The sequence below is a fragment of the Pseudomonas sp. Mb7 genome (assembly GCF_054790525.1).
On sequence record NZ_CP186501.1, the window covers coordinates 2,357,083 to 2,380,866 of the forward strand.

24 protein-coding genes are annotated in these 23,784 nt (G+C 59.6%); 13 read left to right on the forward strand and 11 right to left on the reverse strand.

Features of this window, described 5'->3' with window-relative positions:
* Window positions 1–25 precede the first annotated feature (25 nt).
* Entirely contained in the window at window positions 26–280 is a 255-nt protein-coding gene (locus ACOYXH_RS10780) for a hypothetical protein (RefSeq protein ID WP_007917411.1), read from the forward strand.
* A gap of 4 nt (window positions 281–284) precedes the next feature.
* On the opposite strand, the gene ACOYXH_RS10785 is transcribed toward ACOYXH_RS10780, so the two are convergent.
* The gene (locus ACOYXH_RS10785; protein WP_460410673.1) at window positions 285–1,193 is read right to left on the reverse strand and encodes a LysR family transcriptional regulator; all 909 of its coding nucleotides are present in this window, start codon (window positions 1,191–1,193) and stop codon (window positions 285–287) included.
* Window positions 1,194–1,277: 84 nt separating this feature from the next.
* Here ACOYXH_RS10785 and ACOYXH_RS10790 point away from each other — a divergent pair, with 84 nt between their 5' ends.
* On the forward strand, window positions 1,278–2,201 hold the full coding sequence (locus ACOYXH_RS10790) for a carbon-nitrogen hydrolase family protein (protein WP_095050752.1): 924 nt from the start codon (window positions 1,278–1,280) through the stop codon (window positions 2,199–2,201).
* Window positions 2,202–2,336: 135 nt separating this feature from the next.
* On the opposite strand, the gene ACOYXH_RS10795 is transcribed toward ACOYXH_RS10790, so the two are convergent.
* From ACOYXH_RS10795 to ACOYXH_RS10810, 4 genes are all read right to left on the reverse strand, one after another.
* The gene (locus tag ACOYXH_RS10795; RefSeq protein WP_460410675.1) at window positions 2,337–2,882 is read right to left on the reverse strand and encodes a GNAT family N-acetyltransferase; all 546 of its coding nucleotides are present in this window, start codon (window positions 2,880–2,882) and stop codon (window positions 2,337–2,339) included.
* 53 nt (window positions 2,883–2,935) lie between these two features.
* Window positions 2,936–3,409: an LEA/WHy family protein gene (locus ACOYXH_RS10800; protein WP_093432857.1), complete on the reverse strand. Its 474-nt coding sequence runs from the start codon at window positions 3,407–3,409 to the stop codon at window positions 2,936–2,938.
* A gap of 67 nt (window positions 3,410–3,476) precedes the next feature.
* Entirely contained in the window at window positions 3,477–4,943 is a 1,467-nt protein-coding gene (locus tag ACOYXH_RS10805; protein WP_034156004.1) for a nucleobase:cation symporter-2 family protein, read from the reverse strand.
* Window positions 4,944–5,159: 216 nt separating this feature from the next.
* Window positions 5,160–6,059: a LysR family transcriptional regulator gene (locus ACOYXH_RS10810; protein ID WP_258709839.1), complete on the reverse strand. Its 900-nt coding sequence runs from the start codon at window positions 6,057–6,059 to the stop codon at window positions 5,160–5,162.
* A gap of 99 nt (window positions 6,060–6,158) precedes the next feature.
* On the opposite strand from ACOYXH_RS10810, the gene ACOYXH_RS10815 reads away from it, so the two are divergent.
* From ACOYXH_RS10815 to ACOYXH_RS10845, 7 genes are all read left to right on the forward strand, one after another.
* Complete coding sequence (locus ACOYXH_RS10815) at window positions 6,159–7,250, forward strand: extracellular solute-binding protein (protein ID WP_460410676.1); 1,092 nt, start codon at window positions 6,159–6,161, stop codon at window positions 7,248–7,250.
* A 16-nt stretch (window positions 7,251–7,266) separates the two neighbouring features.
* Entirely contained in the window at window positions 7,267–8,226 is a 960-nt protein-coding gene (speB, locus tag ACOYXH_RS10820) for an agmatinase (RefSeq protein ID WP_095126277.1), read from the forward strand.
* A gap of 250 nt (window positions 8,227–8,476) precedes the next feature.
* Window positions 8,477–9,193 (forward strand): helix-turn-helix transcriptional regulator, encoded by a 717-nt coding sequence (locus ACOYXH_RS10825; protein ID WP_258709841.1) that lies wholly within the window; start codon window positions 8,477–8,479, stop codon window positions 9,191–9,193.
* Between the two features lie 52 nt (window positions 9,194–9,245).
* Window positions 9,246–9,587, forward strand: coding sequence for a nuclear transport factor 2 family protein (locus tag ACOYXH_RS10830; RefSeq protein ID WP_095126279.1), 342 nt, complete (start codon window positions 9,246–9,248; stop codon window positions 9,585–9,587).
* Window positions 9,588–9,609: 22 nt separating this feature from the next.
* Window positions 9,610–10,725 (forward strand): cell division protein ZapE, encoded by a 1,116-nt coding sequence (gene zapE, locus ACOYXH_RS10835; protein ID WP_095048850.1) that lies wholly within the window; start codon window positions 9,610–9,612, stop codon window positions 10,723–10,725.
* 18 nt (window positions 10,726–10,743) lie between these two features.
* The gene (locus ACOYXH_RS10840; RefSeq protein ID WP_095049087.1) at window positions 10,744–11,325 is read left to right on the forward strand and encodes a DinB family protein; all 582 of its coding nucleotides are present in this window, start codon (window positions 10,744–10,746) and stop codon (window positions 11,323–11,325) included.
* A gap of 124 nt (window positions 11,326–11,449) precedes the next feature.
* Window positions 11,450–11,947, forward strand: coding sequence for a GNAT family N-acetyltransferase (locus ACOYXH_RS10845; protein WP_093432839.1), 498 nt, complete (start codon window positions 11,450–11,452; stop codon window positions 11,945–11,947).
* A gap of 333 nt (window positions 11,948–12,280) precedes the next feature.
* On the opposite strand, the gene ACOYXH_RS10850 is transcribed toward ACOYXH_RS10845, so the two are convergent.
* From ACOYXH_RS10850 to ACOYXH_RS10860, 3 genes are all read right to left on the reverse strand, one after another.
* On the reverse strand, window positions 12,281–12,490 hold the full coding sequence (locus tag ACOYXH_RS10850; protein ID WP_093432836.1) for a hypothetical protein: 210 nt from the start codon (window positions 12,488–12,490) through the stop codon (window positions 12,281–12,283).
* Window positions 12,491–12,766: 276 nt separating this feature from the next.
* The gene (locus tag ACOYXH_RS10855) at window positions 12,767–14,515 is read right to left on the reverse strand and encodes a phosphoethanolamine transferase CptA (RefSeq protein ID WP_095048852.1); all 1,749 of its coding nucleotides are present in this window, start codon (window positions 14,513–14,515) and stop codon (window positions 12,767–12,769) included.
* Between the two features lie 209 nt (window positions 14,516–14,724).
* Window positions 14,725–14,907: a DUF6026 family protein gene (locus ACOYXH_RS10860; protein ID WP_007914840.1), complete on the reverse strand. Its 183-nt coding sequence runs from the start codon at window positions 14,905–14,907 to the stop codon at window positions 14,725–14,727.
* Between the two features lie 273 nt (window positions 14,908–15,180).
* Between ACOYXH_RS10860 and gnd the strand changes: the two genes are divergently transcribed.
* The 3 genes from gnd to ACOYXH_RS10875 are packed head-to-tail and all read left to right on the forward strand — an operon-like array spanning window position 15,181 to window position 18,499.
* On the forward strand, window positions 15,181–16,161 hold the full coding sequence (gene gnd / locus ACOYXH_RS10865; RefSeq protein WP_095048853.1) for a phosphogluconate dehydrogenase (NAD(+)-dependent, decarboxylating): 981 nt from the start codon (window positions 15,181–15,183) through the stop codon (window positions 16,159–16,161).
* A complete protein-coding gene (gene zwf / locus ACOYXH_RS10870) occupies window positions 16,158–17,681 on the forward strand; it encodes a glucose-6-phosphate dehydrogenase (RefSeq protein ID WP_093432830.1) in 1,524 nt (507 codons plus the stop codon). The genes gnd and zwf overlap by 4 nt, the downstream gene beginning before the upstream one ends.
* On the forward strand, window positions 17,678–18,499 hold the full coding sequence (locus ACOYXH_RS10875; protein WP_460410677.1) for an HAD family hydrolase: 822 nt from the start codon (window positions 17,678–17,680) through the stop codon (window positions 18,497–18,499). The genes zwf and ACOYXH_RS10875 overlap by 4 nt, the downstream gene beginning before the upstream one ends.
* Window positions 18,500–18,619: 120 nt before the next feature.
* On the opposite strand, the gene nhaB is transcribed toward ACOYXH_RS10875, so the two are convergent.
* From nhaB to ACOYXH_RS10890, 3 genes are all read right to left on the reverse strand, one after another.
* Window positions 18,620–20,122: a sodium/proton antiporter NhaB gene (gene nhaB / locus ACOYXH_RS10880; protein WP_093432826.1), complete on the reverse strand. Its 1,503-nt coding sequence runs from the start codon at window positions 20,120–20,122 to the stop codon at window positions 18,620–18,622.
* Window positions 20,123–20,195: 73 nt separating this feature from the next.
* A complete protein-coding gene (locus ACOYXH_RS10885) occupies window positions 20,196–21,497 on the reverse strand; it encodes an NHL repeat-containing protein (protein WP_095126281.1) in 1,302 nt (433 codons plus the stop codon).
* A gap of 280 nt (window positions 21,498–21,777) precedes the next feature.
* Window positions 21,778–22,044 (reverse strand): hypothetical protein, encoded by a 267-nt coding sequence (locus ACOYXH_RS10890; protein ID WP_095048857.1) that lies wholly within the window; start codon window positions 22,042–22,044, stop codon window positions 21,778–21,780.
* 355 nt (window positions 22,045–22,399) lie between these two features.
* Here ACOYXH_RS10890 and ACOYXH_RS10895 point away from each other — a divergent pair, with 355 nt between their 5' ends.
* A complete protein-coding gene (locus ACOYXH_RS10895) occupies window positions 22,400–23,725 on the forward strand; it encodes a sigma-54 dependent transcriptional regulator (RefSeq protein ID WP_460410678.1) in 1,326 nt (441 codons plus the stop codon).
* Window positions 23,726–23,784: the final 59 nt, after the last annotated feature.

Sequence of the window (23,784 nt, forward strand, 5' to 3'; positions counted from 1 at the left end):
ATTTTACGCAGCAGGATAATTCCCCATGAGTTTCAATCTGGCCGACAAGTCACTCGCAGAGCGCGCTGCGCTGGAAGACGAGAAATCCCGTCTGTTCGAACTCTGGCAGAACAATCTGGGCAAAGCCAAAGGCGAAGCCGCGCGTTTGTTCGGCGAGCGTGGCAAGCGCAAAGGCAAATGGGCCGAGTGGGTCCGCGCGGAACTGGACGGCATGTCGCCACCAGAATTCGCCAACATGGTGCGCAGTGAAGTCAATCGCCTGATGGCCGCGAACAAGTAACGCTTCAGGTGAACGTCGCGGCAATCGCTTCGCGGACTTTGACCACCACCGGATCGATCTGCGTGCTGGTACGCCAGCCCAGTTCGATCGGATAACGCGGCAGCTTCAGGGGGCAGGGCATCAGCGCCAGGCCGCTGAGCTCAGCAATACTTTCGGCGGCATGCGTCGGAATTGTCGCCACCGCCCGACTGCCCTTAAGCAAATACGGCAGCGCGGCGAAATGCGTGGTCGACGCGCAGACCCGTCGAGTCAGGCCCAGCGTCGCCAAGCCCTCATCGGTGATGCCGATAAAGCCGCCGGACGACACCAGGATGTGCTCGCGGTCGACAAACTCCTCAAGATCGATCTGCTGCTGACCGGGCGCAAGGCTCGCCGGATCGACCAGACATGCATAACCGCCTTCGCCCAACACCTGACGGCTGAGCAAGCGCTCGGCAAAGCCTCCGGCCGTAATCGCCAGATCGATGCTGCGCTCCATCAGCGCGCGGGCGACGATCTGGCTATGAGTCTGACGAAAGATCAGGCGCAACTTCGGAGCGCTGCGGGCAATTTCCTCGATCAGGCGGCGACCGTAGGCAATTTCGAAATCATCCGACAGTCCTACGGTGACCGAGCGGCCGTCGTACTGGTTCGCCGCCGGATCGACCATCGCCAGGCTTTGCCGGCACTTGTTCAGCGCTTCGCTGACCACCGGTTTCAATTGATTGGCCTTGAGCGTTGGTGCCAGACCGCGCCCGGTACGCACGAACAATTGATCGCCGTAGACCTCGCGCAAGCGGCGCAGCGCCGCACTGACCGCCGATTGTGTCACCCCCAGTCGCAATGCCGCGCGGCTGGCACTGGACTCTTCATGCAGGGCTTCCAAGACTTTCAGCAGGTTGAGGTCGACCGTGGCGATATTCATTTGGCTCATATCATTCAGCAGTGAATGGGGCTTTATTCATGATCGCGCTGCGCCGCAGAATCGGCAACCACTGAACCTCATGGAGTTATCGCGATGGCCAAATCAATTGTTGCTGCGCTGCAAATCGGCGCTTTGCCCGAAGGCAAAAGCGCGACCCTGGAGCAGATTCTGAGTTGGGAGGGCGCGATCATCGAGGCTGGCGCGGCATTGGTGGTGATGCCGGAAGCGCTGTTGGGTGGTTATCCGAAAGGCGAGGGCTTCGGCACGCAATTGGGTTATCGCCTGCCCGAGGGGCGCGAAGCCTATGCCCGATATTTTGCCAATGCGATCGATGTGCCGGGTGCCGAAACGCAAGCGCTCGCCGGTCTGTCGGCGCGCACCGGGGCCAATCTGGTGATCGGCGTGATTGAACGGGCTGGCAGCACGTTGTATTGCACGGCGCTGTATTTCGACCCGCAGGCTGGTCTCGTCGGCAAACATCGCAAACTGATGCCCACCGGCACCGAACGGTTGATCTGGGGCAAGGGCGACGGCTCGACCTTGCCGGTGTTCGACAGTCAGGTTGGCAAGCTCGGCGCGGTGGTGTGCTGGGAAAACATGATGCCTCTGCTGCGCACGGCGATGTACGCCAAAGGCATCGAAGTCTGGTGCGCACCGACCGTCGACGAGCGCGAGATGTGGCAGGTCAGCATGCGCCACATCGCTCATGAAGGCCGTTGCTTTGTGGTCAGCGCCTGTCAGGTGCAAGCGTCACCGAATGAACTGGGCGTGGAGATTGCCAACTGGCCGGCGGATCGCCCGTTGATTGCCGGGGGGAGCGTGATTGTCGGGCCGATGGGCGATGTGCTGGCAGGGCCGTTGCGCAGCGAGGCGGGGTTGCTCACGGCGCAAATTGACACCGATGAACTGGTGCGTGCGCGCTATGACTACGATGTGGTCGGGCACTACGCGCGGCCGGATGTGTTTGAGTTGAGTGTGGATGAGCGCGCCAAACCGGGCGTGCGATTCAACACTTAGGGTACTGCCTGACACCGAACCCTGTAGGAGTGAGCCTGCTCGCGATAGCGGTGTGTCATTAACAGAGATGCCGGCTGATCCGCCGCTATCGCGAGCAGGCTCACTCCTACAATGGATCGGTGGTGTGTCTGGAAATCAGTGGCGTTGCTGCCATTCTTCCCGGGAAATTTCCCAGATTTCCCGTGGAAAACGCCCACCGACGAAATCATCTTCATCGGTCCGGATCAAGCGCATCCCGGCGCGCTCCGAGAGTCTGCGCGAGCCGGTATTCGGCGCCGCTTTCGGCACACGCATCAGCGGGCGTTGAAGTACGTTGAACCAGTAATCGGTCACCGCTGCGCTCGCTTCGGTCATAAAGCCCTGACCTTGCCACGCCGGTGTCAGCCAGAATCCACGGTGGTTGTCAGTTTGATCCATCAGGCTGATGTTGCCGATCAACTGTTCGGGCGCGGACTTGCGGCGAATCGACCAGTGCCATTCCTTGCCCGCCGCCACGGCCGGCAAGGCAACATCGCGCAAATAGGTGAGGGCGCCGTCCTCGGGATACGGCCATGGCACCGCCGCGTTCAGATAACGCACCACACCCCAGTGGGGAAACAGTTGCTGCACGGCGTCGGCATCGGCCAGTTGCAACGGGCGCAGGATCAGTCGTTCGGTGTACAGCGTCGGTGTGTCTTCCATAAACCTGCAGCCTCCCTGAATGCCTTTAATGAACGGAGCAGGCTAACGCATTTTTACCAGGTCGCGGCAGTGGCCTTGGGCAGGCTGAGCTTGCCGCTGTCGACAAAGCGCATGGTGCCAAACAGACCTCCGGCAAGCTTGCCGCGCAGCACGTAGGGCAGGTTGTCGAGGGTTTGTGTCTGGCTCAGGCCCAAGGTCTGGCGCAGTACCGAGAACGCCGAGATGCTGACCGGCACGCTGACAATGGTTTCGGAGAAGCGTGGGATCGAACCGCTCTGATCGCTGACACCCGAGGCCAGTGAATGACCGTTGACCTCCAGATCCAGCGCGATGCCGTTGTAGTCGATGGCCGTCTCATTGGGGTTCTGTACGCGAATCTTGATGGCGAAGCGCACTTCCAGATCCTGGCTTGGCAACGGTTCGAGGCCGACTACGTTGATGTTCACCGGATCACGGTTGGGGAATAGCGCACAGGCGCTGAGGGACAGCAGAAGCAGTGACAGAATGACGGCTTGAAAACGGCGCATAAACGGTCTCTCAACAAAAAAGGGCTGAACCGTCGCCGGCTCAGCCCTTTCTATTGAAGGCCAGACGTTAGCGGTTCAACTGTGCGACAGCCGCCGCTGGGGCAGGTTCACCTTTGGCCGGCATGTCCGGGTTTTCCATGACCTGAAGAATAGAAGCTTCCGGGTCGAAATCGTCTTCTTCCAGCTCAATGAATTCTTCCGGCAGGAAGATGTTCAGCACGATAGCGCACAACGCGCCGACGGTGATCGGCGATTCGAAGATGTTGCGCAGCGCTTGCGGCAGTTCGCGCAACACTTCCGGCACTGCCGCGATGCCCAGGCCCATGCCCAGCGAAATCGCCACGATCAGCATGTTGCGCCGGTGCAGGCCGGCTTCGGCGAGGATCTTGATCCCGGCCACCGCCACAGTGCCGAACATCACCAGTTCGGCGCCGCCGAGTACCGGTTTCGGCATCAGTTGCAACACCGCGCCGATCATCGGGAACAGCCCCAGCAGCACCAGCAGACCGGCAATGAAGAAGGCCACGTAACGGCTGGCCACGCCGGTGAGCTGAATCACGCCGTTGTTCTGCGCGAAGGTCACCATTGGCATGCTGTTGAACACGGCGGCCATGGCTGAGTTGAGGCCGTCGGCGAGCAGGCCGGACTTGATCCGCCGGATGTAGAGCGGGCCTTTGACCGGTTGCCGGGAAATCATCGAGTTGGCGGTCAGGTCACCCGCGGCCTCCAGCGGCGACACGAGGAAAATCACCGCCACTGGCACGAACGCCACCCAGTCGAAGTTGAAACCGTACTTGAACGGCACTGGCACGCTGACCAGCGGCACCTCTGGCATCGAGGCGAAATCCACGGTGCCCATCAGCCATGCGACTACGTAGCCAAGGGTCAGGCCGATAACGATCGCGCCCAAGCGCAGAAACGGCACGTCGACGCGGTTCAACACGACGATGGTGCCGATCACCAGCGCCGCCAGAAACACATGGCTGGCTGCGCCCAAGTCAGGCGCGCCGAAACCGCCGGCGATGTCGGTCATCGCCACTTTGATCAGCGACAGCCCCATCAGCGTGATGATGGTGCCGGTGACCACCGGGGTGATCAACATGCGCAGTTTGCCGATGAACTGGCTCAGCACCACCTCGATGAACGCGGCAAAAAAGCACACACCGAAGATCGTCGAGAGGATTTCATCGGTGCCGCCACCGCGCGCCTTGACCATGAACCCGGCGCTGAGAATCACGCTGATAAAGGAAAAACTGGTGCCTTGCAGACACAACAACCCCGAACCGACCGGGCCAAAACGCTTGGCCTGGACGAAAGTGCCGAGCCCGGAGACGAACAGCGCCATGCTGATCAGGTAAGGGATTTCACTTTGCAGACCGAGGGCGCCGCCCATGATCAGGGTTGGGGTGATGATGCCGACGAAGCTGGCCAGCACGTGTTGCAGCGCGGCAAACACTGTGGCGGTCAGGTGCGGACGATCGTTGAGGCCGTAAATCAGGTCGTTGTTGCGCGGGGCTTTTTCAGAGGCGGTCATGGTGTTTTGCGCGCCGCGAGGCGGGGCCGGGTCAGAAAATGGAGGCGCAGAATGCCGGAAGAGGGCGGTAAGGGCAACGAGCAATAACTGCCTGAAAGGTCAGGTTTTATGGGTCGCTATCAGCAAACTCCCCTGTAGGAGCTGTCGAGTGAAACGAGGCTGCGATCTTTTAAGATCAAAGGATCGTCCGATCGCGGCCCGAGCCTGCGGCAGCTCCTACACGAGATTGAATGCGCCCAGTAAATCCTCTTCAAAAGCTTTTTGCGCATCCCCCGGCACCTGCGCCCGATGCCGGGCCAGATGAAAGGCTACTTCGAAACTCAACTCGCCCTCACGAATTGGCCGCAGCAGGCCCTTTTCTTGCCAGCTCCGCGCATAGTGATCCGGCAGATAACCCACATGTTTGCCGGACAGAATAAACGTCAGCGTACCCTCAACCTGCTCCGAGCGCGCCGAGCAGACCTTGCCCTGAAACGGCTCGTCACTGCGAAAAAATCGATAGGGGTGATCGACCCGGTCGCAGGCCTGCAACGCGGCATCGCTGGGTGCGTCATCAGTGAACAATGGATGGCCGGCAGCGCAGTACAAATGCTGGGTTTCGCTGAACAACTGGCGATAGTCGAAGGCACTTTGCACCTGCGAAAAATAGCCGATCGCCAAGTCCAGCCGCTGTTGCAACAGCAGCCGTTCCATTTCGCCGGGCATGGCGCTGATCAGTTCGATGCGCACCGACTCATCACGCTCGCGAAAACGCCGGATCGCCGCCGCCACCCGTTGCAGCACCGATTGATCCACCGACTCGGAAATCCCCAGGCGCACTTCACCGATCAAGCGCCCGGCGACGCCGTTGGATTGATGGCGGAACGTTTCAATCGATTCAAACAGCGTGCGCACCGCGATCAGCAACTGCTCGCCCTTGGGCGTGACACTGAAACCGCCCTTGCCACGGCTGCACAGACGATAGCCGAGGCGAGTTTCGAGTTTAGCCATTTGCTGGCTGATGCTCGACTGGCTCAGGCCCAGATCACCCTGGGCTGCGCTGAAGCCACCGCACTCGACCACCCGCACAAACAGGCGCAACAGTTGCAAGTCCACATCGTGGAGTTGACCCAACATCACATTACTCCTGGATAAAGTCAGGATAATTATTCGACAATTTTTCTAATGTATCCGACGGCGCATCCTGCAACCACTTCCTCTGGTCAGGTGTTCGTCATGGCTCCCGTGTTCAAGCTGTGTTTCCCCGCGCTTTTGTTGTCGGTGGCTGTTCAGGCTCAGGCCGAGGACAAGACACTCAATCTCTACAGCTGGGCCGATTACGTGCCGCCGCCAACTCTGCAACGGTTTGAGCAGGAAACCGGTATTCATGTGCGTTACGACACCTTTGATACTTCCGAGGTGCTGGAGACCAAGTTGCTCACCGGCGGCAGTGGTTATGACGTGGTGGTGCCGTCGTCCAGCGTTCTGTCCCGTGGACTTGCGGCGGGTGCCTTGAAAGAAATTCCTCATGAGGGCCTCAAGGGCTACGCCAATCTTGATCCGGATTTGCTGGAGAAAATGGCCGCTGTCGACCCCGGCAATCGCTATGGCGTGCCGTACACCTGGGGCACGCTGGGTCTGGGCATGAACGTCGAGGCCGTGAAGCAGCGTCTGCCTGACGTACCGCTGAACAGCCTCGACCTGCTGTTCAAACCGGAGAACGCCAGCAAGCTCAAGGACTGCGGCATCGCGATCCTCGATTCGCCGCAGGAGGTCATCGGTCTGGCCCTGCATTATTTGGGCAAGGATCCCTACAGCACCGACAAAAACGACCTGGCCGCCGCCGAGGCGTTGTTGCAGAAACTCCAGCCGTCGGTGCTCTATGTCGCCAGCGGCCGGCAGATCAATGACTTGGCCAGCGGCAACGTGTGCCTCGCGCTGACCTACAACGGCGACGCGAGCATGGCCGCTGATCAGGCACACAAGGCTAATAAACCGTACGAAGTGGCCTACCGCATTCCCAAGGAAGGCACGCTGGTGTGGCAGGACAATCTGGCCATTCCCAAAGACGCGCCGCACCCCGAAGCCGCACGGGCGTTCATCGAATTCATGCTGCGCCCCGATTCCGTGGCCGAACTGACCAACACACTGTTTTTTGCCACCGCCAACCAAGCCGCCACGCCGTTGGTGGATGAGGCCGTGCGTAACGATCCCGACATCTATCCGCCGAGCGAAGTGCGCGCGCGGCTGTATGCCGATCGCAGCATGAGCCTCAAAGACATGCGTCAGCGTACGCGTCTGTGGACCACTTTCCGTAGCCACCAATAACCACAGGAGCCCCACGATGGATGTGCCTATGCAAAACGATCAGGCCATGACCCGCGACAGCCTCTACGGCACCGCCGCCGAAAGTACTTACGCCGGCATTACCAGTTTCATGCGTCGGCGCTACAGCCGTGACTTGCGCGGCGTCGATGTCGCGGTCAGCGGCGTGCCGTTCGACACCGCCACCAGCAACCGTCCCGGCGCCCGCTTCGGACCACGCGGGATTCGCGCCGCTTCCACCGGGATTGCCTGGGAACGCCACTGGCCGTGGACGTTTGACCCGTTCGATCATCTGGCGGTCATCGATTATGGCGACTGCGATTTCGATTTCGGCGCGCCACACAGCATTCCGCAAAGCATCGAAGCTCACGCCGAGCACATTCTGACCGCTGGCAGCGCGATGCTGACGTTTGGCGGTGACCACTTCATCAGCTACCCGCTGCTCAAGGCCCACGCGCGCAAACATGGGACGTTGTCGCTGATTCACTTCGATGCGCACAGCGACACCTGGCCGGACGAAGAGGGCAAGCGGGTCGATCATGGCACCATGTTCTGGCACGCCGCTCGGGAAGGGCTGGTGGATCCGGCAAGCTCGGTGCAGATCGGCTTGCGCACGACCAATGACGATCATATGGGGTTTCAGGTACTCGATGCCCGGCAGGTGCATCGGCGTGGTTGCGACGCCATTGTCGAAGCCATCCGCGCGCGGGTTGGCGATAACCCGGTGTACCTGACGTTCGATATTGATTGCCTCGATCCGGCGTTTGCACCGGGCACCGGCACGCCGGTGTGCGGCGGCTTGAGCACCGCGCAAGCGCTGGAGATTCTTGGCGGTTTACGCGGCATCAATCTGGTCGGGATGGACGTGGTGGAAGTCGCCCCGGCTTACGACCACGCCGACGTTACCTCACTGGCCGCTGCCACACTGGCGATGGAAATGCTCTGCCTCTACGCCGCCCGCCACAAGGTTGATATTTAACCCGCGCACCATAACCCCTGTGGGAGCGAGCCTGCTCGCGAAGGCGTCAGTTCAGCCAACATCTTTGTTGACTGACCCGCCGCTTTCGCGAGCAGGCTCGCTCCCACAATGGGATTTTATTCCCTCTCGATATTCCGCTACCCCCAAAAGAGCAGGCTTGATCAACCTGCCTTCTCACATTGCTCCTGCCAGTTTCTGACACCAGCCTCTGCTAAGCTCGAACATCTTTGCCCTCCAGAGCCTGCCCAACGTGTCGCGTACCACTCGTCTTTTGACTTTGCTGCAAGTGCTGCGCGGCAAGAAGCGCCCGGTGACGGCGGCAACCCTGGCTGCCGAGCTGGAAGTGTCCGAGCGCACGCTCTATCGCGATATCGCGGAACTGACCGCCCTCGGCGCGCCGATCCATGGCGAGTCGGGGATTGGTTATGTGTTGCGCAGCGGCCTGTTTCTGCCGCCGCTGATGCTCAATGCCGACGAAACCGAAGCCATCGTCCTCGGTTTGCGTTACGTCGATCAGCGCGGTGACGAAGTCCTGGGCAAAGCCGCGGCGGATGCGCTGGCGAAAATTGCTGCCGTGCTCGATCCGCAGGCTCAGGAAGCGCTGCGCAATCCCACCGTGATGCCGGGCCCGCCGGGTTATGGTTTTCCGCAAAACGCCGTGCCGTTGAACGTGTTTCGCCATGCCATCCGCGACCAGGCCAAACTGCACATCGATTACGCCGACGCGCAACAGGTGCCCAGCCAGCGGTTGATCTGGCCCTTGGCGCTGGGCTTCCTCAACGAGGTGCGAATCATCGTTGCGTGGTGCGAATTGCGCAGCGCCTATCGTACGTTTCGTACCGATCGGATCAGCGCGGCCAGCCGCCAGGGCGAGGGTTATCCGGGACGGCGCAGCGACCTGTTGCGCACATGGCGCGAGCAGATGCAACTGGATGAAAGCGGGCGTTTCACTCCTGACAAAAACTGACGCAACGCTGTTTTAGGATGGTCGCAGAACCAAACAAAAAGGAGCTGCAACCATGTCTCATCCCGTCTCTGCACTGGCCCCGGCGATTGCTGCGTATATCGATGCGGCCAACGCACGCGATACTTCCAGGGTCGCCAGTTTTTTTGCCGAGGATGCCAACGTGTTCGACGAGGGCCAACATCAGGTCGGCCCGCAAGCCATCGCGCAATGGATGCACGACACCGGGCAACGCTATCAGCCAAGGGTCGAAGTGCTGGACGTGCAGCAGCGCACCGGCAAAGTGCTGGTACACGGGCTGATTTCCGGAACCTTCCCCGGCAGTCCGGCGCAGCTGCGCTACACATTTCGCTTGAACGAGCAGGGGAAAATCGCCCGACTGGACATTTCCCTGTAACCATCGTGGCATACTGCCGCGCATGACTTTCGACTCTCCTCTCAGCGCCTGGCAACACGCCGTCCAACACAAGGGCTTCGTCCAGGATGAAGCCCAGGAACACGCGGTCTGGGCGTTGCAAAAATGCCATGAAGCGCTGCACGCCGGGGCCGGTTCGGTCAGCGGCGTTTATCTGTGGGGGCCGGTCGGGCGCGGCAAGACCTGGTTGATGGATCAGTTCTATCAGAGCCTGCGGGTGCCGGCGCGACGCCAACACTTTCATCACTTCATGGGCTGGGTGCATCAGCGTTCATTCCAGTTGACCGGGATTGCCGATCCGTTGCGCGCGCTGGCCAGGGAGCTGGCGGCCGAGGTGCGGGTGCTGTGCTTCGATGAGTTGTTCGTCAACGACATCGGGGACGCGATCATTCTCGGTCGGTTGTTTCAGGTGATGTTCGACGAAGGCGTGGTGATCGTCTGTACGTCCAATCTGCCGCCGGATGATCTTTACGCCGATGGCTTCAATCGCGACCGGTTTGTGCCGGCGATTGCCGCGATCAAGGCGCATATGCAGGTGGTTGCGGTGAATGGCGCCGAGGATCATCGCTTGCATCCGGGGACGGGCCTGCAACGCTACTTTGTCGCCACATCTGCAGTCAGTGCGCTGAACGAAGTCTTTCAGGCATTGACCGCCGGCCAAGCAGCCAGCGCCGAACCGGTGGCGGTCGGGCATCGCCAGTTGAACGTGGTGCAGGCCAGTGAAACGGTGTTGTGGTGCCGCTACGCCGATCTCTGCGAGCAACCGTTTGCCGCCATGGATTTCATCGCGCTGTGCGACCGCTACACGGCTATTCTGTTGAGCGAAGTACCCAATCTCAGTGCGCAGAAACGCGAAGGGCGGATCGCGCGTGGCACTGAAGATGGCGCGCAGCGGGTAGTTGCGGGCGACCGTGAGTTGCCGCAATTGTCGGTTCACGACGACGGCGTGCGGCGTTTCATTGCGCTGGTCGACGAGTGCTACGACCGCAAGGTGCCGCTGTACATCGAAGCGCAAGTACCCATGGATGCGCTGTACACCGAGGGTTATCTGGAATTTCCGTTCCGCCGCACCCTCAGTCGCTTGCAGGAGATGCAGCTGCAGCGTTTTGCCGAAGCTTGAATGGAAGAGGGCGCCGACATGAGCCAAGCGTTATCCCATCATTTGCTGACCATGGCATACCAGAATGCCTGGGCCAATCATCGCCTGGCCAAGGCCTGGACGCAGCTGAGTGCGACGGATCTGGCGGCGCCTCGGGTGAGTTTTTTTCCGAGCATTCGTCTGACCCTCAATCACATCCTCACCTGCGACTGGTTCTACGTCGATGCACTGGAGCGCGAGCTGCGCGGAGCTGAACCGCACCCCGATTGCTACGTGTTTTTCAACGTGGACGAGCCGTTTGCCGACGGCCCGCAACTGCGCGAAGAGCAGGCCCACGTTGATCGACGTCTGATCGCCTATTGCGAGCAACTGCGCGATGCCGATCTGACGCGCATCGTCACCATTGCCCGTGATACGCCGCAGCACGACAGCCGTTTGCGCATGCTTTCGCACCTGTTCGAACATCAGATTCATCACCGTGGACAGGTGCACGCGATGCTCAGTGATACTTCGGTGAAGCCGCCGCAACTGGATGAGTTTTTCTGTGTCGGCGAGAGTGGACTGCGCGCTGAGGATTTTGCCGAACTGGGCTGGACTGAAGAGTTGATCTGGGGCCACTGAAAAAGCAAAAGATCGTCCGATCTTTTGCATTTGTCGGTTGCCCGCCCGATCACCCCCGCGCTAATGTCAGACAGCCTTTCAGTACGCACTTTGCGCGCCGGGGCTTTTGTGTTCGGGGATGGAAATGGATTCCGCAGAAATTCTTGTACTTCAGGCCAGCTACAGTAATCCAACGCACGCCGAGGCCATCGGTATCGTGCTCAACCACTATGCAGAAGACCCAATGGGCGGCGGTCATTCGCTCGACCCTGAGCTGCTGCGCCGACTGCCCGAAGAACTGGCCCGGCGCCCGCATGCGTTCAGCGTGCTGGCCTTCGTCGGTGGTGAACCGGCGGGACTGGTGAACTGCTTTGAAGGGTTTTCCACGTTTGCCTGCAAGCCGCTGGTCAACGTCCATGACGTGGCGGTGGTGGGCCGGTTTCGCGGTCTCGGCCTGAGCCAGAAGATGCTGCAGAAAGTCGAGGAAATTTCTCGCCAGCGCGGTTGCTGCAAAATCACCCTCGAAGTGCTGGAAGGCAACGCCGTGGCGCAGAATGCCTACAGCAAGTTCGGCTTTGCGCCGGGCATGTTCGACCCGGATCACGGGCGTATGCTGTTCTGGATCAAGAATCTGCAAGCCTGAAAGCCTGAAAAGCCCCTCACCCTAACCCTCTCCCAGAGGGAGAGGGGACTGACCGAGGTGTTTGGGCGAGATACGTCGACCTGAAACATCAAGCCGAACTCAGGTTTTGAATAGCATGAAAATCGGCTCCCTTTCCCCCTCGCCCCTTTGGGGAGAGGGCTGGGGTGAGGGGGTTGGATCTTGCTGACCCAACCCCATCTGCGAACTCGCGACAGCATAAGGTCGAACACCCCGCTCATTGCCCATAAAAAAGGCGCCCCAATCAGGGCGCCAAACTGTCTTCTTCCAGGCCAGAGCGGAGCCACGGAAGGTCCATCGGTTGCTCGATCAATCTCAGTCGCGATACGACTCGGTCACTTGCGCCGTCTGATCGGCGGGAACGCGAATTTCCTTCGCGTTGGCGTCACTCTTCTGCTCGCTCTGGGCTTGGTGAACCGGGAAGTTGTCGTAGTAATAACGCATACGCTCAGCGCCGCCCTCGGCAAAAACGCTGGCAGAACCCAGGGCAAACAGCCCGGCAAGGATTGCGGTAGTGATTTTCATGGTGCCTCCTACTGAACAAGTGGGAGCCGTTCGTCCATGAAGCAGATCTCGGAAGAGAGTCTGGGAGGCCTGAATTAACTCGGGGTTAACGCCCGTTCAGTGGAGTTTTTGCAGCATGTTGCAGAACATTTGATAGTCGGGATCGGGGGGGGGCACCTGTCAGAGCTGACCGTGGCGACGCATTGGACGGGGCAGAGGTAACAAGCGAAATTCGAGGCAGGCTGGATGAGTTTTCTGCGGACATGAAAAAGGGGCCGGTTCCGGCCCCTTCTGGTGTTACTTCTGCGCGACATCCGCCGGCGCGGCGTCGGTTTTCTTCGGCTTCATCAAACTGAAGTCGATCAGCGCACGCTGCTCGGTCTGGTACGGGTCGCCGATCAGCAGGGGGCGAGCCTTGAAGCTGTCGCTGACCAGGCTCTTGCTGTGGTCGAGTTCATCGAAGCTCAAACCGGCCAGGTCAGCCCAAGTATGGATCAGATGCGAGCTGCTATACGGGCGATCGAGGTCGGCGGCGAAGTTCCAGTCGTGATTGGCTTTCCACTTTGGCGACGCCCAGGCCATGAACGGGATGGTGTACATCGGCGCTGTCGGTTTGTTTTCGTTGCGGCCCAGTGTCTTGTGGCCCACCGAGTCGAACACGTCTTCACCGTGGTCCGAGAGGTACAGCAGGAAGCCATTCGGATCGGATTTGGCGTAATCCTTGATCAGGCTCGACACCACGAAGTCGTTATACAGCACGGCATTGTCGTAGCTGTTGTAGGTCGGGACTTGGTCGTCACGCACGCCGGCTGGTACGCCGGTGCGGTCCTGGAACTTGTCGAACGTCGGCGGATAGCGGTACTGATAGCTCATGTGCGTGCCGAGCAAATGCACAACGATCAGCTTGCGTGGCGCCGCGTCAGCCAGGGCCTTGTTGAACGGCTCGATCACATCACCATCGTACTGCGCGGCGTTCTGGTTGCGGTTGTTGTTCAGGTACACCTGCTCGTCGGCCTGTTCGGAGAACGTGGTGAGCATGGTGTTGCGCTTGGTCATGGTCTGCTGGTTGGTGATCCAGAAGGTCTTGTAGCCGGCCTGTTTCATCATGCTGACCAGCGACGGTGTCGACAGGTACAGGTCGGGGTGCTCTTCGTCAGCGAAGGTCAGCACCTGCTGCAACGCCTCAATGGTGTACGGACGCGGAGTGACGACGTTGTCGAAAACCGCCAGTTGATCCTTGAGCTTGTCCAGTTCCGGCGTGGTGTTGCGCTGATAGCCATAAAGGCTCATGCGCTGACGGTTGGTCGATTCGCCGATCACCAGCACCAGGGTCTTCGGCTGGTCGGCTGAGGCGTCCTTGAGGTTTTTCAGCGGCGGGATCTTGCTCACGTTGTGCAGCATGCCCTGCATGTCGGCGAGGGTTTCCTGGTAACGGTGATAGGCCACGACCATCTGCCATGGCACCGCCGGCTCGATGCGGGTTTCGAATTTCTCGAAGCCTTGGGCAAAGGTGCCCATGCGCATTGTCTGTTTGACCAGCGGATAACCGATCACCGCAATGAGGATTGCCATCGCCGCGACGAATGCGCGGCCACGGGGCATGTATACCGGACGCAGACGCGTCCACAGGAAGTAAGCGAAGGCGGTGTGTGCGAGGAACGCTGGCACCATCCACCAGGCAAAGTACTGGGTCATGTACTCGCCGGCTTCAGAGATGTTCGACTCGAACATGATGAAGATGACGCTCTGGGAGAACTCCTGCTCATAGATGAAAAAGTAGCCCAGGCTGGCCATCGAGCAGGCCCACAACACCACGCCAATGATGGCAGCGAGCAGTTTGGTGCGTTTGGGGAACAGCAACATCGGTGCTAGCCAGATCGCGCTCATGACGAACGCCTGACGGAACCCGGTGAAGCCGGAGGTGCCGGTCAGCTGGATCAGCAGTTGGGTGATACCCGAGAAGTACCAGAAGAATACAAACAGCCAGAGAAATCCGGCCCAATCGAAACCTGTCGCAGTCGTTTTGCTGCGTTTGAACAATGCCATTCGGCGCTCCAGCTCACTCGTTACAACCACCGCCGGAACATCCATGAAGCCGACGAACGGAGGCCGTACACGCAGGTACGGCCAGAATGGGGCGGAGTATTACGAAGAGAATGTGAAAAGTTTGTGAGTTGCCGCTTTGCTCTATAGAGAGGAGGGCAGCGATGGATCATGTCGGGAACAGCGGCGGCCGTTCCCGAAACAGGCGGGGATCAGGCGTGGGGGTGACGCTGAACGACCGGCAAAGGTTGCGGCTGCACACCTTGGGTCAACAGGCGCAGCTGCGCCAGCTCCTGTTTCAACTGGTCGCGTTCGTCTTTCAACTGGCGCAATTCATCGCGACGGATTGTCACGTACAGGGTTTGTGGCGGCATTGCTGTGTGTACTGTGCCCATTGCTCACCTCGCAAATGGCGTGCATCAACTGTAGGTCGTCCCCGCTTTGGGGTACTGACTTACTATCGGCGCCGATTTTGATTTCTTTTGCCTGTGAATGGAACTTTTTTATTTTTCATGGTCGGTGTGTCTTCGGCAGGATTCGGGGCGTTATCAGTCTGGATCGGGCACAATGCCCGGAAACTTCATCGCAACGCTCTGGACTAACCTCCATCAGTCGCGTTGGGCTATAACCAATGACACACATTTATTTGTAGTAAGGAGCATCAGCACATGCAACTCGGGATTATTGGACTGGGCCGCATGGGCGGCAATATTGCGCGACGTCTGATGCTCAACGGTCACACCACCGTTGTTTACGACCGCAATACCGCTTTCATCGAGAACCTGGTCGCCGAGGGCTCCACCGGCGTCGCCGACTTGCCGGCAATGGTTGCCGGCCTGGCCAAACCGCGTGCGGTCTGGGTCATGTTGCCGGCCGGCGCGCCGACCGAAGACACCATCAACACCCTGAGCACTTTGCTCGAAGCCGGCGATACCATCATCGACGGCGGCAACACCAACTATAAGGATGACATCCGCCGGGCCAAAACTCTGGCCGAGAAAGGCCTGCACTACATCGACGTCGGTACCTCCGGCGGCGTCTGGGGCCTGGAACGTGGCTATTGCATGATGATCGGCGGTGACGCCGAAACCGTGCAGCGCCTCGACCCGCTGTTCGCTGCTCTGGCGCCGGGCATGGGTGATATCCCGCGCACCAAGGATCGCAAGTCCGACGACCACCGCGCCGAACACGGCTACATCCACGCCGGTCCCGCCGGGGCCGGGCACTTCGTGAAGATGATTCACAACGGTATCGAGTACGGCATGATGGCCGCGTTCGCCGAGGGCTTCGACATCCTCAAGACCAAGTCCAGTGAGCGCCTGCCGGAAGATCAGCGTTTCGACCTCAATGTGGCCGACATCGCTGAAGTGTGGCGCCGTGGCAGCGTGGTGTCGTCGTGGTTGCTCGACCTGACCGCCGATGCACTGGCCAGCGATCCGAAGCTCGACGGCTTCTCCGGTTCGGTTGCCGACAGCGGTGAAGGTCAATGGACCATCGAAGCGGCCATGGAACAAGCGGTGCCGGTACCGGTGCTGTCGAACTCGCTGTTCTCGCGCTACCGCTCGCGCGGTCAGGGCACCTTTGGCGACAAGATTCTTTCGGCCCAGCGCTTCGGCTTCGGCGGCCACGTGGAGACACCGAAGAAATGACCCATACGATCCGCAGAAAATCCAAGGCAGAACCCGCACCACCGACCACGCTGTTTTTGTTCGGTGCCCACGGCGACCTGGTCAAGCGCTTGCTGATGCCGGCGCTGTACAACCTCAGTCGCGACGGCTTGCTTGACGACAATCTGCGGATCGTCGGCGTTGACCACAACGCCATTACCGATGAGGCCTTCGCGCAGAAGCTCGAAGACTTCATCCGCACCGAAGTGGCGGCGAAGGTCGGCAAGGGCGATCAGATGCTTGATCCGGCTTTGTGGGCCAAGCTCGCCAAAGGTATCAGCTACGTCCAGGGTGATTTCCTGGACGACAGCACTTATTCCGCGCTGGCGGCGAAAATCGCCGACAGCGGCACCGGCAATGCGGTGTTCTACCTGGCCACCGCGCCGCGTTTCTTCAGTGAAGTGGTGCGCCGTCTCGGCGCGGCCAAATTGCTCGAAGAAACTCCCGAAGCGTTCAGAAGGGTGGTGATCGAGAAGCCGTTCGGCTCCGATCTGCAAACCGCCGAAGCGTTGAACGCCTGTTTGCTCAAGGTGATGTCCGAGAAGCAGATCTATCGGATCGACCATTATCTGGGCAAGGAAACCGTGCAGAACATTCTCGTCAGCCGGTTCTCCAACAGCCTGTTCGAAGCCTTCTGGAACAATCACTACATCGACCACGTGCAGATTACCGCCGCCGAAACCGTCGGCGTCGAAACCCGTGGCAGTTTTTACGAACACACCGGCGCCCTGCGTGACATGGTGCCCAATCACCTGTTCCAGTTGCTGGCCATGGTTGCCATGGAACCGCCGGCCGCGTTTGGCGCCGATGCGGTGCGCGGCGAGAAGGCCAAGGTTGTGGGGGCAATTCGTCCGTGGACCACTGAAGAGGCGCGGGCCAACTCGGTGCGCGGTCAGTACAGCGCCGGTGAGGTCGACGGCAAGCCGCTGAGCGGTTATCGCCAGGAGCCCAACGTCTCGCCTGACAGCAACACCGAAACCTACGTGGCACTGAAGGTGATGATCGACAACTGGCGCTGGGTCGGCGTGCCGTTCTACCTGCGCACCGGCAAGCGCATGAGCGTGCGCGACACCGAGATCGTCATCTGCTTCAAACCGGCGCCGTACGCACAGTTCCGTGACACCGAAGTCGACGAATTGCAGCCGACTTACTTGCGCATCCAGATCCAGCCCAACGAAGGCATGTGGTTCGACCTGCTGGCCAAACGGCCGGGGCCGGCGTTGAACATGGCCAACATCGAGCTGGGTTTTGCTTACAAAGACTTTTTCGAGATGCAGCCGTCGACCGGGTACGAAACCCTGATCTATGACTGCCTGACCGGCGATCAGACGCTGTTCCAGCGTGCTGACAACATCGAGAACGGCTGGCGCGCGGTACAGCCGTTCCTTGATGCCTGGCAGCAGGATGCAAGTGTGCAGACCTACGCCGCTGGTGAGGACGGCCCGCAGGCTGCTGAAGACCTGCTGACTCGCGATGGCCGCGTCTGGCATGGCCTCGGATGAGTGACTTTCCGCAACAACCCATCCGTTTTCTGCTCAGTGACATGGACGGCACGCTGCTGCTGCCCGATCACACGCTGAGCCAGCGCACCATCGAAACAGTGCGTTCGCTGCGTGAGGCTGGCGTGCTGTTCAGCCTCGCCACCGGTCGACCACCGAAAGCCATGTTGCAGCAGATCGAAGCCTTGGGTGTTGATCTGCCGACGGCGGCGTTCAATGGCGGCACTATCGTCAATCCTGACGGCAGTCTTTTGGTCGCGCATTACCTGCCGGCCAGCACCGCGCTGATTGCGCTGGCCACGTTCGCCGATCAACCGGATGTGGAAATCTGGGTGTTCAGCGGCGGCGACTGGCTGCTCAAGGATCCTCACGGGCCGATGGTACCGCGCGAGCAGCATGGCCTCGGCTATCCGCCGGTGGTAGTGGAGAGTTTCGAGCCGTATCTTGAGCGCATCGACAAGATCGTCGCGACCAGTAACAACACTGAGCTGTTGATCGAACTGGAGGCGCAATTGCTGGCCAAGGTCAACGGCATGGCGCAGGTATCGCGTTCACAACCTGTTTATCTTGACGTGACCGCGCTGGAAGCCAACAAAGGCACCGCGCTGGCGACGCTGGCCGAACATCTCGGTATTCCATTAGAGCAGACAGCTGCCATCGGCGATGGCGGCAACGACCCGGCGATGTTCCATTGTGCAGGCTTTTCGATAGCCATGGCCCAGGCGGAGGACGCGGTAAAGCGCCAAGCCGACGTGGTCACTGCGCCGAACACTGAAGACGGCGTGGCGCAAGCGATCGAGAAATACATCCTCTCTCACTGACCCCCATAACCAAATGTAGGAGTGAGCCTGCTCGCGATAGCAATATATCAGTCACCATTTCTTGGGCTGACACACCGCTATCGCGAGCAGGCTCACTCCTACAGTTTTAAGCGGTGTTGTTTAGAGCCAGTAGCTCACCGCGTACCAGCCCAGCAGCCCCATCACAAAGGTGTAAGGCAACGCCATCCACACCATCCGCCCGTACGACAGGCGTACCAGCGGTGCAATCGCCGAGGTCAGCAGAAACAGGAATGCAGCCTGACCATTCGGCGTCGCCACGCTCGGCAGATTGGTACCGGTATTGATCGCGATCGCCAATGTCTCGAAATGCTCGCGGCTCATGTGGCCGGCGAGGAACGCCTGTTTCACTTCGGTGATGTAGATCGTGGCGACAAACACGTTGTCACTGATCGCCGACAGCAGACCGTTGGCAATGAACAGCATGCCCGGTTGTTGCTCGACCGGCAGGGCCAGTACCCACTCGATCAACGGCGCAAACAGCTGTTGATCGTGAATCACCGCAACCACCGCAAAAAACACCACCAGCAACGCCGTGAACGGCATGGCGTCCTTGAATGCGCTGCCCAGACGATGTTCGTCGGTGATGCCGGTAAACGCGGTGATCAACACAATCACCATCAAGCCGATCAGGCCGACTTCAGCGATATGAAAGGCCAGGCAGCCGATCAGGATCAGTGCCGCCGCGCCTTGCACCAGCAGGGCTGCGCGTTGGCGCGCCGTGCGCTCGGCGTTGTCTTCGGCGGCGTAATTGGCCAGCACGGCGCGAACATTGTCCGGCAGCAGGGTGCCGTAGCCGAACCAGCGCAGTTTCTCCAGCAACACGCAGGTGACCAGACCCGCGGCCAGCACCGGTATCGACACCGGCGCGACTTTCAGGAAGAACTCGGCGAAGTGCCAGCCCATTTCGTGGCCGATCAGCAGGTTTTGTGGTTCGCCCACCAGTGTGCAGACACCGCCAAGCGCCGTACCGACCGCGCCGTGCATCAACAGGCTGCGCAAGAACGCGCGGAATTGTTCCAGATCGTCATGGTGAAGTTTTGGCAGGTTCCGGTCGTCAGCAAACTCACTGTCCTGGCGCGGATCGTTGCCCGACGCGACACGGTGATAAACGGAATAGAAACCGACCGCCGCACTGATGATCACTGCGGTCACCGTCAAGGCATCGAGAAACGCCGACAGAAACGCGGAAAGAAAGCAGAACAGCAAGGCCAGTATCGCTTTTGAACGCACGCCCAACAGCAGGCGCGAGAACAGAAACAGCAACAGATCTTTCATGAAGTAGATACCGGCCACCATGAACATCAGCAGCAGGATCACCGGGAAGTTGTGCACCAGTTCATCGTAAAGCGCTTGCGGGGTGGTCATCTTCAGCAGCAGCGCTTCGATCAACAACAAACCGCCGGGCATCAGCGGATAGCACTTGAGCGCCATCGCCAGGGTGAAGATGAATTCGATCACCAGCAACCAGCCGGCCGCGACCGGGCCGACGCTGAACAGCACGACGGCGTTGAGGATGAGGAAACCGACGATGGTCGCCTTGTACCAGCGTGGCGAGTGCCCGAGAAAATTTTGCGCGAACGCCTGGGCCATTGAACCGGACATCGGCTGCTCCTTGTCTTTAGAAGCGCGCAAGTTGCCGGATGCGTTGCGGAAGATCAAGTACAGTGCGTGTTTTTCAATGGTTCAGGTAACGCGCCACCATGGCTCGGTAGTTGCCATCCAATGAATAACCGCCGACGAGGATGGCATTGTCCGCTTGCACGGCCAGCGAGTTGGCCGTGTCGAGACTGCGCCCCAGACGTGTGCGCAGCCAGCCTTTGCCGTCACCGAAGCTGTGATCCAGGCCGCCGTCCCGCTGGTAACGAGCAACAATAAAATCTGCTTCGAATCCGCCAATGGTTGCACCGACCGCGATGATGCGGCCGTCCGCCATGCGCTGGGCGGCGCTCCATTGGCAGCCGCTCGGGCCGATTTCCAGCAACTGTGGTTGCACGCCGTGATGGTGCAGGTTCGGTCGACCGTTGGTGTGCAGGCTGTACGCCATGCACCGGATCGGGTCGCGACTGCTGCCGAAACAATGCAGTGCATCGGCCGATTCCAGGACCTGACTGACCTGAGCGCTTTGCCCGTGAGCCTTGAACGCCATGAATCCGTCCACGGCAAAACGCTCGTCGAGGCGACCATCGGGCAGGTAGCGCGCCAACAGACCCTCCTGTGGAAAGTCGATGGAGCCGGCCACTACAATTCGCCCATCCTCTTGCAACAGCAGGCTGCTGAGCCAGGTGTTGAGCAGCAAGTGGCGAATCATCACGAAGCCGCGGCCGTTGAAGGTTTCATCGAGGCTGCCGTCGGGCTTGAGGCGAATCAGCATGCCGGCATGGTCGGCGAGTTCGAAATGGTGATTGGCGATCAGCAGAATATGGCCGTCGTCCTGGACTACAAAGTCGCAGGCTTCAGCACCCGGGACGCCCGGCGGTAGCCAGGCATCACGGCTGCCCATGGACAAGTCGCCGGGCAGGCGCACTACCTGACGACCGTTGTCACCGAAGCGCAGATCCGGCTTGCCCTGTGCGTCAAACATGGCCAGAGCCGGCAAGGTGCGATGAGCGTTTTCATAATGCAGGCCGGCGAGCAGGATGCGTCCGTCGGGGAGTACCCGGACTTTACCGGCCGTGGCTTCAAAGCCCGGGGCAAAGGTTTCGATCACGCTGCCTTGATCGCCAAAGGTCAGATCGGCCGAGCCATCGGCAAGCATCCGTGCCAGGCCGAATCGGCTACCGGTGGCGACGCCGACCTTAGCTGCGACCAGCACCCGCCCGTGCGAATCGAGGGCGATGTCCTCGGTCAGGCTGGACACACTGCCCGCGAAATACACTTGAGCGACGCCGGTAGCGGCAAATGTTCTGTCGAGTTGACCGGCTCGACTCAATAACGAAGTCGATAGCGCCGGCAGCGCAAAAGTGTTCAGAGTGGACATGCACGCATCTCCTTGCGAGTTGACCTGGTACCGGGAACCGGGCGGGTAACTGCATGAGCGAAACATTCAATCCCTGAACCGGGAGAAGTACAACTGTAAGAACTAACAGGTGGACGGTCGCACTGTGCCAGAACAGTGTCTTTTTGAACCAATAGCAAGCCGGCCAAGCAGTTACGCGTGAATAAGTTGCAAATAGTTGTGTAAAAGTACGGAGAGTTAAAAAGATTAGAACTAACAGAGTAGGGCGGATGACCTGAGCGTCATCCGCATCGCCCGGCTGTTAGTGTGGCATCGACCAGGATTGCAGGCTGTAACCTTCTTCGCTGAGTTCAGCGCGAGCCTGCTCCAACAGTTGCTCGAGTTGCGCCGGATCAGAGTAGGCGCTGCTCGGGATCTGTTTGCGACCGATGTGCGAGTTGGTCCGGTCGATCACGGTCAGGCTGAGCTCGCCATTGCCGTCTTGTGGCGCCCAGGCCACGCACTGGAAAGGTTTGAACGCGTGGTTGGCAATCAAAAGAGCTTCGTTGATACGGAGCGGGGCGGTCATGGGGGTTTTCTCTCTGTCGTGCCCAATCAAATGATGTGCCGTCGGTTGGGCTTACCGTTCGGCTGGTACTTGTACTGATGCACCGAACCGGTAGGCAGGTCACACATGAAACAAAGAAATTTCAACTTTCTTTCATGGTGTTGCTTTGTGGGCAGCTTTTGAAAGCTCACTGAAAGGTTGAAACAGCAATTTAGTCGATAGCTAACTAACAACCTGGTTTCTTATAACGCGTTTACTTGTACACCTATAAGCAATCGATACAAGGCGCTGTCAAAATCTTGCTAATGTTACAGTCGGGTCTGCCAAATGACTGTTTTTACAATCATTTCTAATAATTTGGCGCCAAGGAACAGTCATGAGCGAAGCGCCAGCGTTACGACGTTTATTGGTAGTCGATCCGTGCGACGACTGCCACCGCTTATTGCCCGGATTACGCGCCGTAGGTTGGGATGTTGACAGTTGCACCCTGGAAAAAGCCGCCGACCGCAGTTGTGATGTCGGCTTGTTGCGATTACAGCCGTTTCATCTCGAACGCCCCGAGGCGGTCAAGGAGCTGATCAGTCGCAGCGGCACTGAATGGATCGCCGTGCTCAATCAGGAAGTCCTGCGTTTACAGAACGTCGGTGACTTCGTCTGTGAATGGTTTTTCGATTTCCACACCTTGCCGTTCGACGTGTCGCGGGTGCAGGTCACCCTTGGCCGGGCATTCGGCATGGCGCGCTTGCGCGGGCAGGGCACGATTCACGTCGATCAACCCGAACATGAACTGCTCGGTGACAGCAAGCCGATCCGCGAATTGCGCAAATTGCTCAGCAAACTGGCACCGACCGAATCGCCGGTGCTGATCCGCGGCGAAAGCGGTACCGGCAAAGAACTGGTCGCGCGCACGCTGCATCGGCAATCCCAGCGTCACAGCAAACCATTTGTGGCGATCAATTGCGGGGCGATTCCCGAGCATTTGATTCAGTCCGAGCTGTTCGGCCACGAGAAAGGCGCGTTTACCGGCGCGCATCAGCGCAAGGTCGGGCGTATTGAGGCGGCCAATGGCGGTACGCTGTTTCTCGATGAGATTGGTGATTTGCCCCTTGAACTGCAGGCCAATCTGCTGCGCTTCTTGCAGGAAAAACACATCGAACGCGTCGGCGGCAGCCAGCCGATCCCGGTGGATGTGCGTGTGCTGGCGGCGACTCACGTCGACCTTGAAGCGGCCATCGAGAAGAAACGTTTTCGCGAAGACCTGTATTACCGGCTCAACGTGCTGCAGGTGGTCACCGCGCCGTTGCGTGAACGCCATGGTGATCTCTCGATGCTGGCCAACCACTTTTCCCACTTCTACAGTCATGAAACCGGCCGCCGTCCACGCAGCTTTAGCGAAGACGCGCTGATTGCCATGGGCAAACATGACTGGCCGGGCAACGTCCGTGAGTTGGCCAACCGTGTGCGTCGTGGTTTGGTGTTGGCTGAAGGGCGGCAGATCGAGGCCCGGGACCTGGGCTTGATCAGTCAGCACTCGATCGCCACACCGATGGGCACGCTGGAAGATTACAAGACCCGCGCCGAACGCCAGGCGTTGTGTGACGTGTTGAACCGGCACAGCGATAATCTCAGTGTGGCGGCCAAAGTGCTCGGCGTGTCACGGCCGACGTTCTACCGTTTGCTGCACAAACATCAGATTCGTTAGATCACTGAAGATCAAAAGATCGCAGCCTGCGGCAGCTCCTACATTGGGTTTGTGTAATC

Excerpts from the sequence above, each read along its gene's own strand:
- ACOYXH_RS10780 (WP_007917411.1), top strand. The coding sequence starts at position 26 with ATGAGTTTCAATCTGGCCGACAAGTCACTCGCAGAGCGCGCTGCGCTG.
- ACOYXH_RS10785 (WP_460410673.1), bottom strand. The coding sequence starts at position 1,193 with ATGAGCCAAATGAATATCGCCACGGTCGACCTCAACCTGCTGAAAGTC.
- ACOYXH_RS10790 (WP_095050752.1), top strand. The coding sequence starts at position 1,278 with ATGGCCAAATCAATTGTTGCTGCGCTGCAAATCGGCGCTTTGCCCGAA.
- ACOYXH_RS10795 (WP_460410675.1), bottom strand. The coding sequence starts at position 2,882 with ATGGAAGACACACCGACGCTGTACACCGAACGACTGATCCTGCGCCCG.
- ACOYXH_RS10800 (WP_093432857.1), bottom strand. The coding sequence starts at position 3,409 with ATGCGCCGTTTTCAAGCCGTCATTCTGTCACTGCTTCTGCTGTCCCTC.
- ACOYXH_RS10805 (WP_034156004.1), bottom strand. The coding sequence starts at position 4,943 with ATGACCGCCTCTGAAAAAGCCCCGCGCAACAACGACCTGATTTACGGC.
- ACOYXH_RS10810 (WP_258709839.1), bottom strand. The coding sequence starts at position 6,059 with ATGTTGGGTCAACTCCACGATGTGGACTTGCAACTGTTGCGCCTGTTT.
- ACOYXH_RS10815 (WP_460410676.1), top strand. The coding sequence starts at position 6,159 with ATGGCTCCCGTGTTCAAGCTGTGTTTCCCCGCGCTTTTGTTGTCGGTG.
- speB (WP_095126277.1), top strand. The coding sequence starts at position 7,267 with ATGGATGTGCCTATGCAAAACGATCAGGCCATGACCCGCGACAGCCTC.
- ACOYXH_RS10830 (WP_095126279.1), top strand. The coding sequence starts at position 9,246 with ATGTCTCATCCCGTCTCTGCACTGGCCCCGGCGATTGCTGCGTATATC.
- zapE (WP_095048850.1), top strand. The coding sequence starts at position 9,610 with ATGACTTTCGACTCTCCTCTCAGCGCCTGGCAACACGCCGTCCAACAC.
- ACOYXH_RS10840 (WP_095049087.1), top strand. The coding sequence starts at position 10,744 with ATGAGCCAAGCGTTATCCCATCATTTGCTGACCATGGCATACCAGAAT.
- ACOYXH_RS10845 (WP_093432839.1), top strand. The coding sequence starts at position 11,450 with ATGGATTCCGCAGAAATTCTTGTACTTCAGGCCAGCTACAGTAATCCA.
- ACOYXH_RS10850 (WP_093432836.1), bottom strand. The coding sequence starts at position 12,490 with ATGAAAATCACTACCGCAATCCTTGCCGGGCTGTTTGCCCTGGGTTCT.
- ACOYXH_RS10855 (WP_095048852.1), bottom strand. The coding sequence starts at position 14,515 with ATGGCATTGTTCAAACGCAGCAAAACGACTGCGACAGGTTTCGATTGG.
- ACOYXH_RS10860 (WP_007914840.1), bottom strand. The coding sequence starts at position 14,907 with ATGGGCACAGTACACACAGCAATGCCGCCACAAACCCTGTACGTGACA.
- gnd (WP_095048853.1), top strand. The coding sequence starts at position 15,181 with ATGCAACTCGGGATTATTGGACTGGGCCGCATGGGCGGCAATATTGCG.
- zwf (WP_093432830.1), top strand. The coding sequence starts at position 16,158 with ATGACCCATACGATCCGCAGAAAATCCAAGGCAGAACCCGCACCACCG.
- ACOYXH_RS10875 (WP_460410677.1), top strand. The coding sequence starts at position 17,678 with ATGAGTGACTTTCCGCAACAACCCATCCGTTTTCTGCTCAGTGACATG.
- nhaB (WP_093432826.1), bottom strand. The coding sequence starts at position 20,122 with ATGTCCGGTTCAATGGCCCAGGCGTTCGCGCAAAATTTTCTCGGGCAC.
- ACOYXH_RS10885 (WP_095126281.1), bottom strand. The coding sequence starts at position 21,497 with ATGTCCACTCTGAACACTTTTGCGCTGCCGGCGCTATCGACTTCGTTA.
- ACOYXH_RS10890 (WP_095048857.1), bottom strand. The coding sequence starts at position 22,044 with ATGACCGCCCCGCTCCGTATCAACGAAGCTCTTTTGATTGCCAACCAC.
- ACOYXH_RS10895 (WP_460410678.1), top strand. The coding sequence starts at position 22,400 with ATGAGCGAAGCGCCAGCGTTACGACGTTTATTGGTAGTCGATCCGTGC.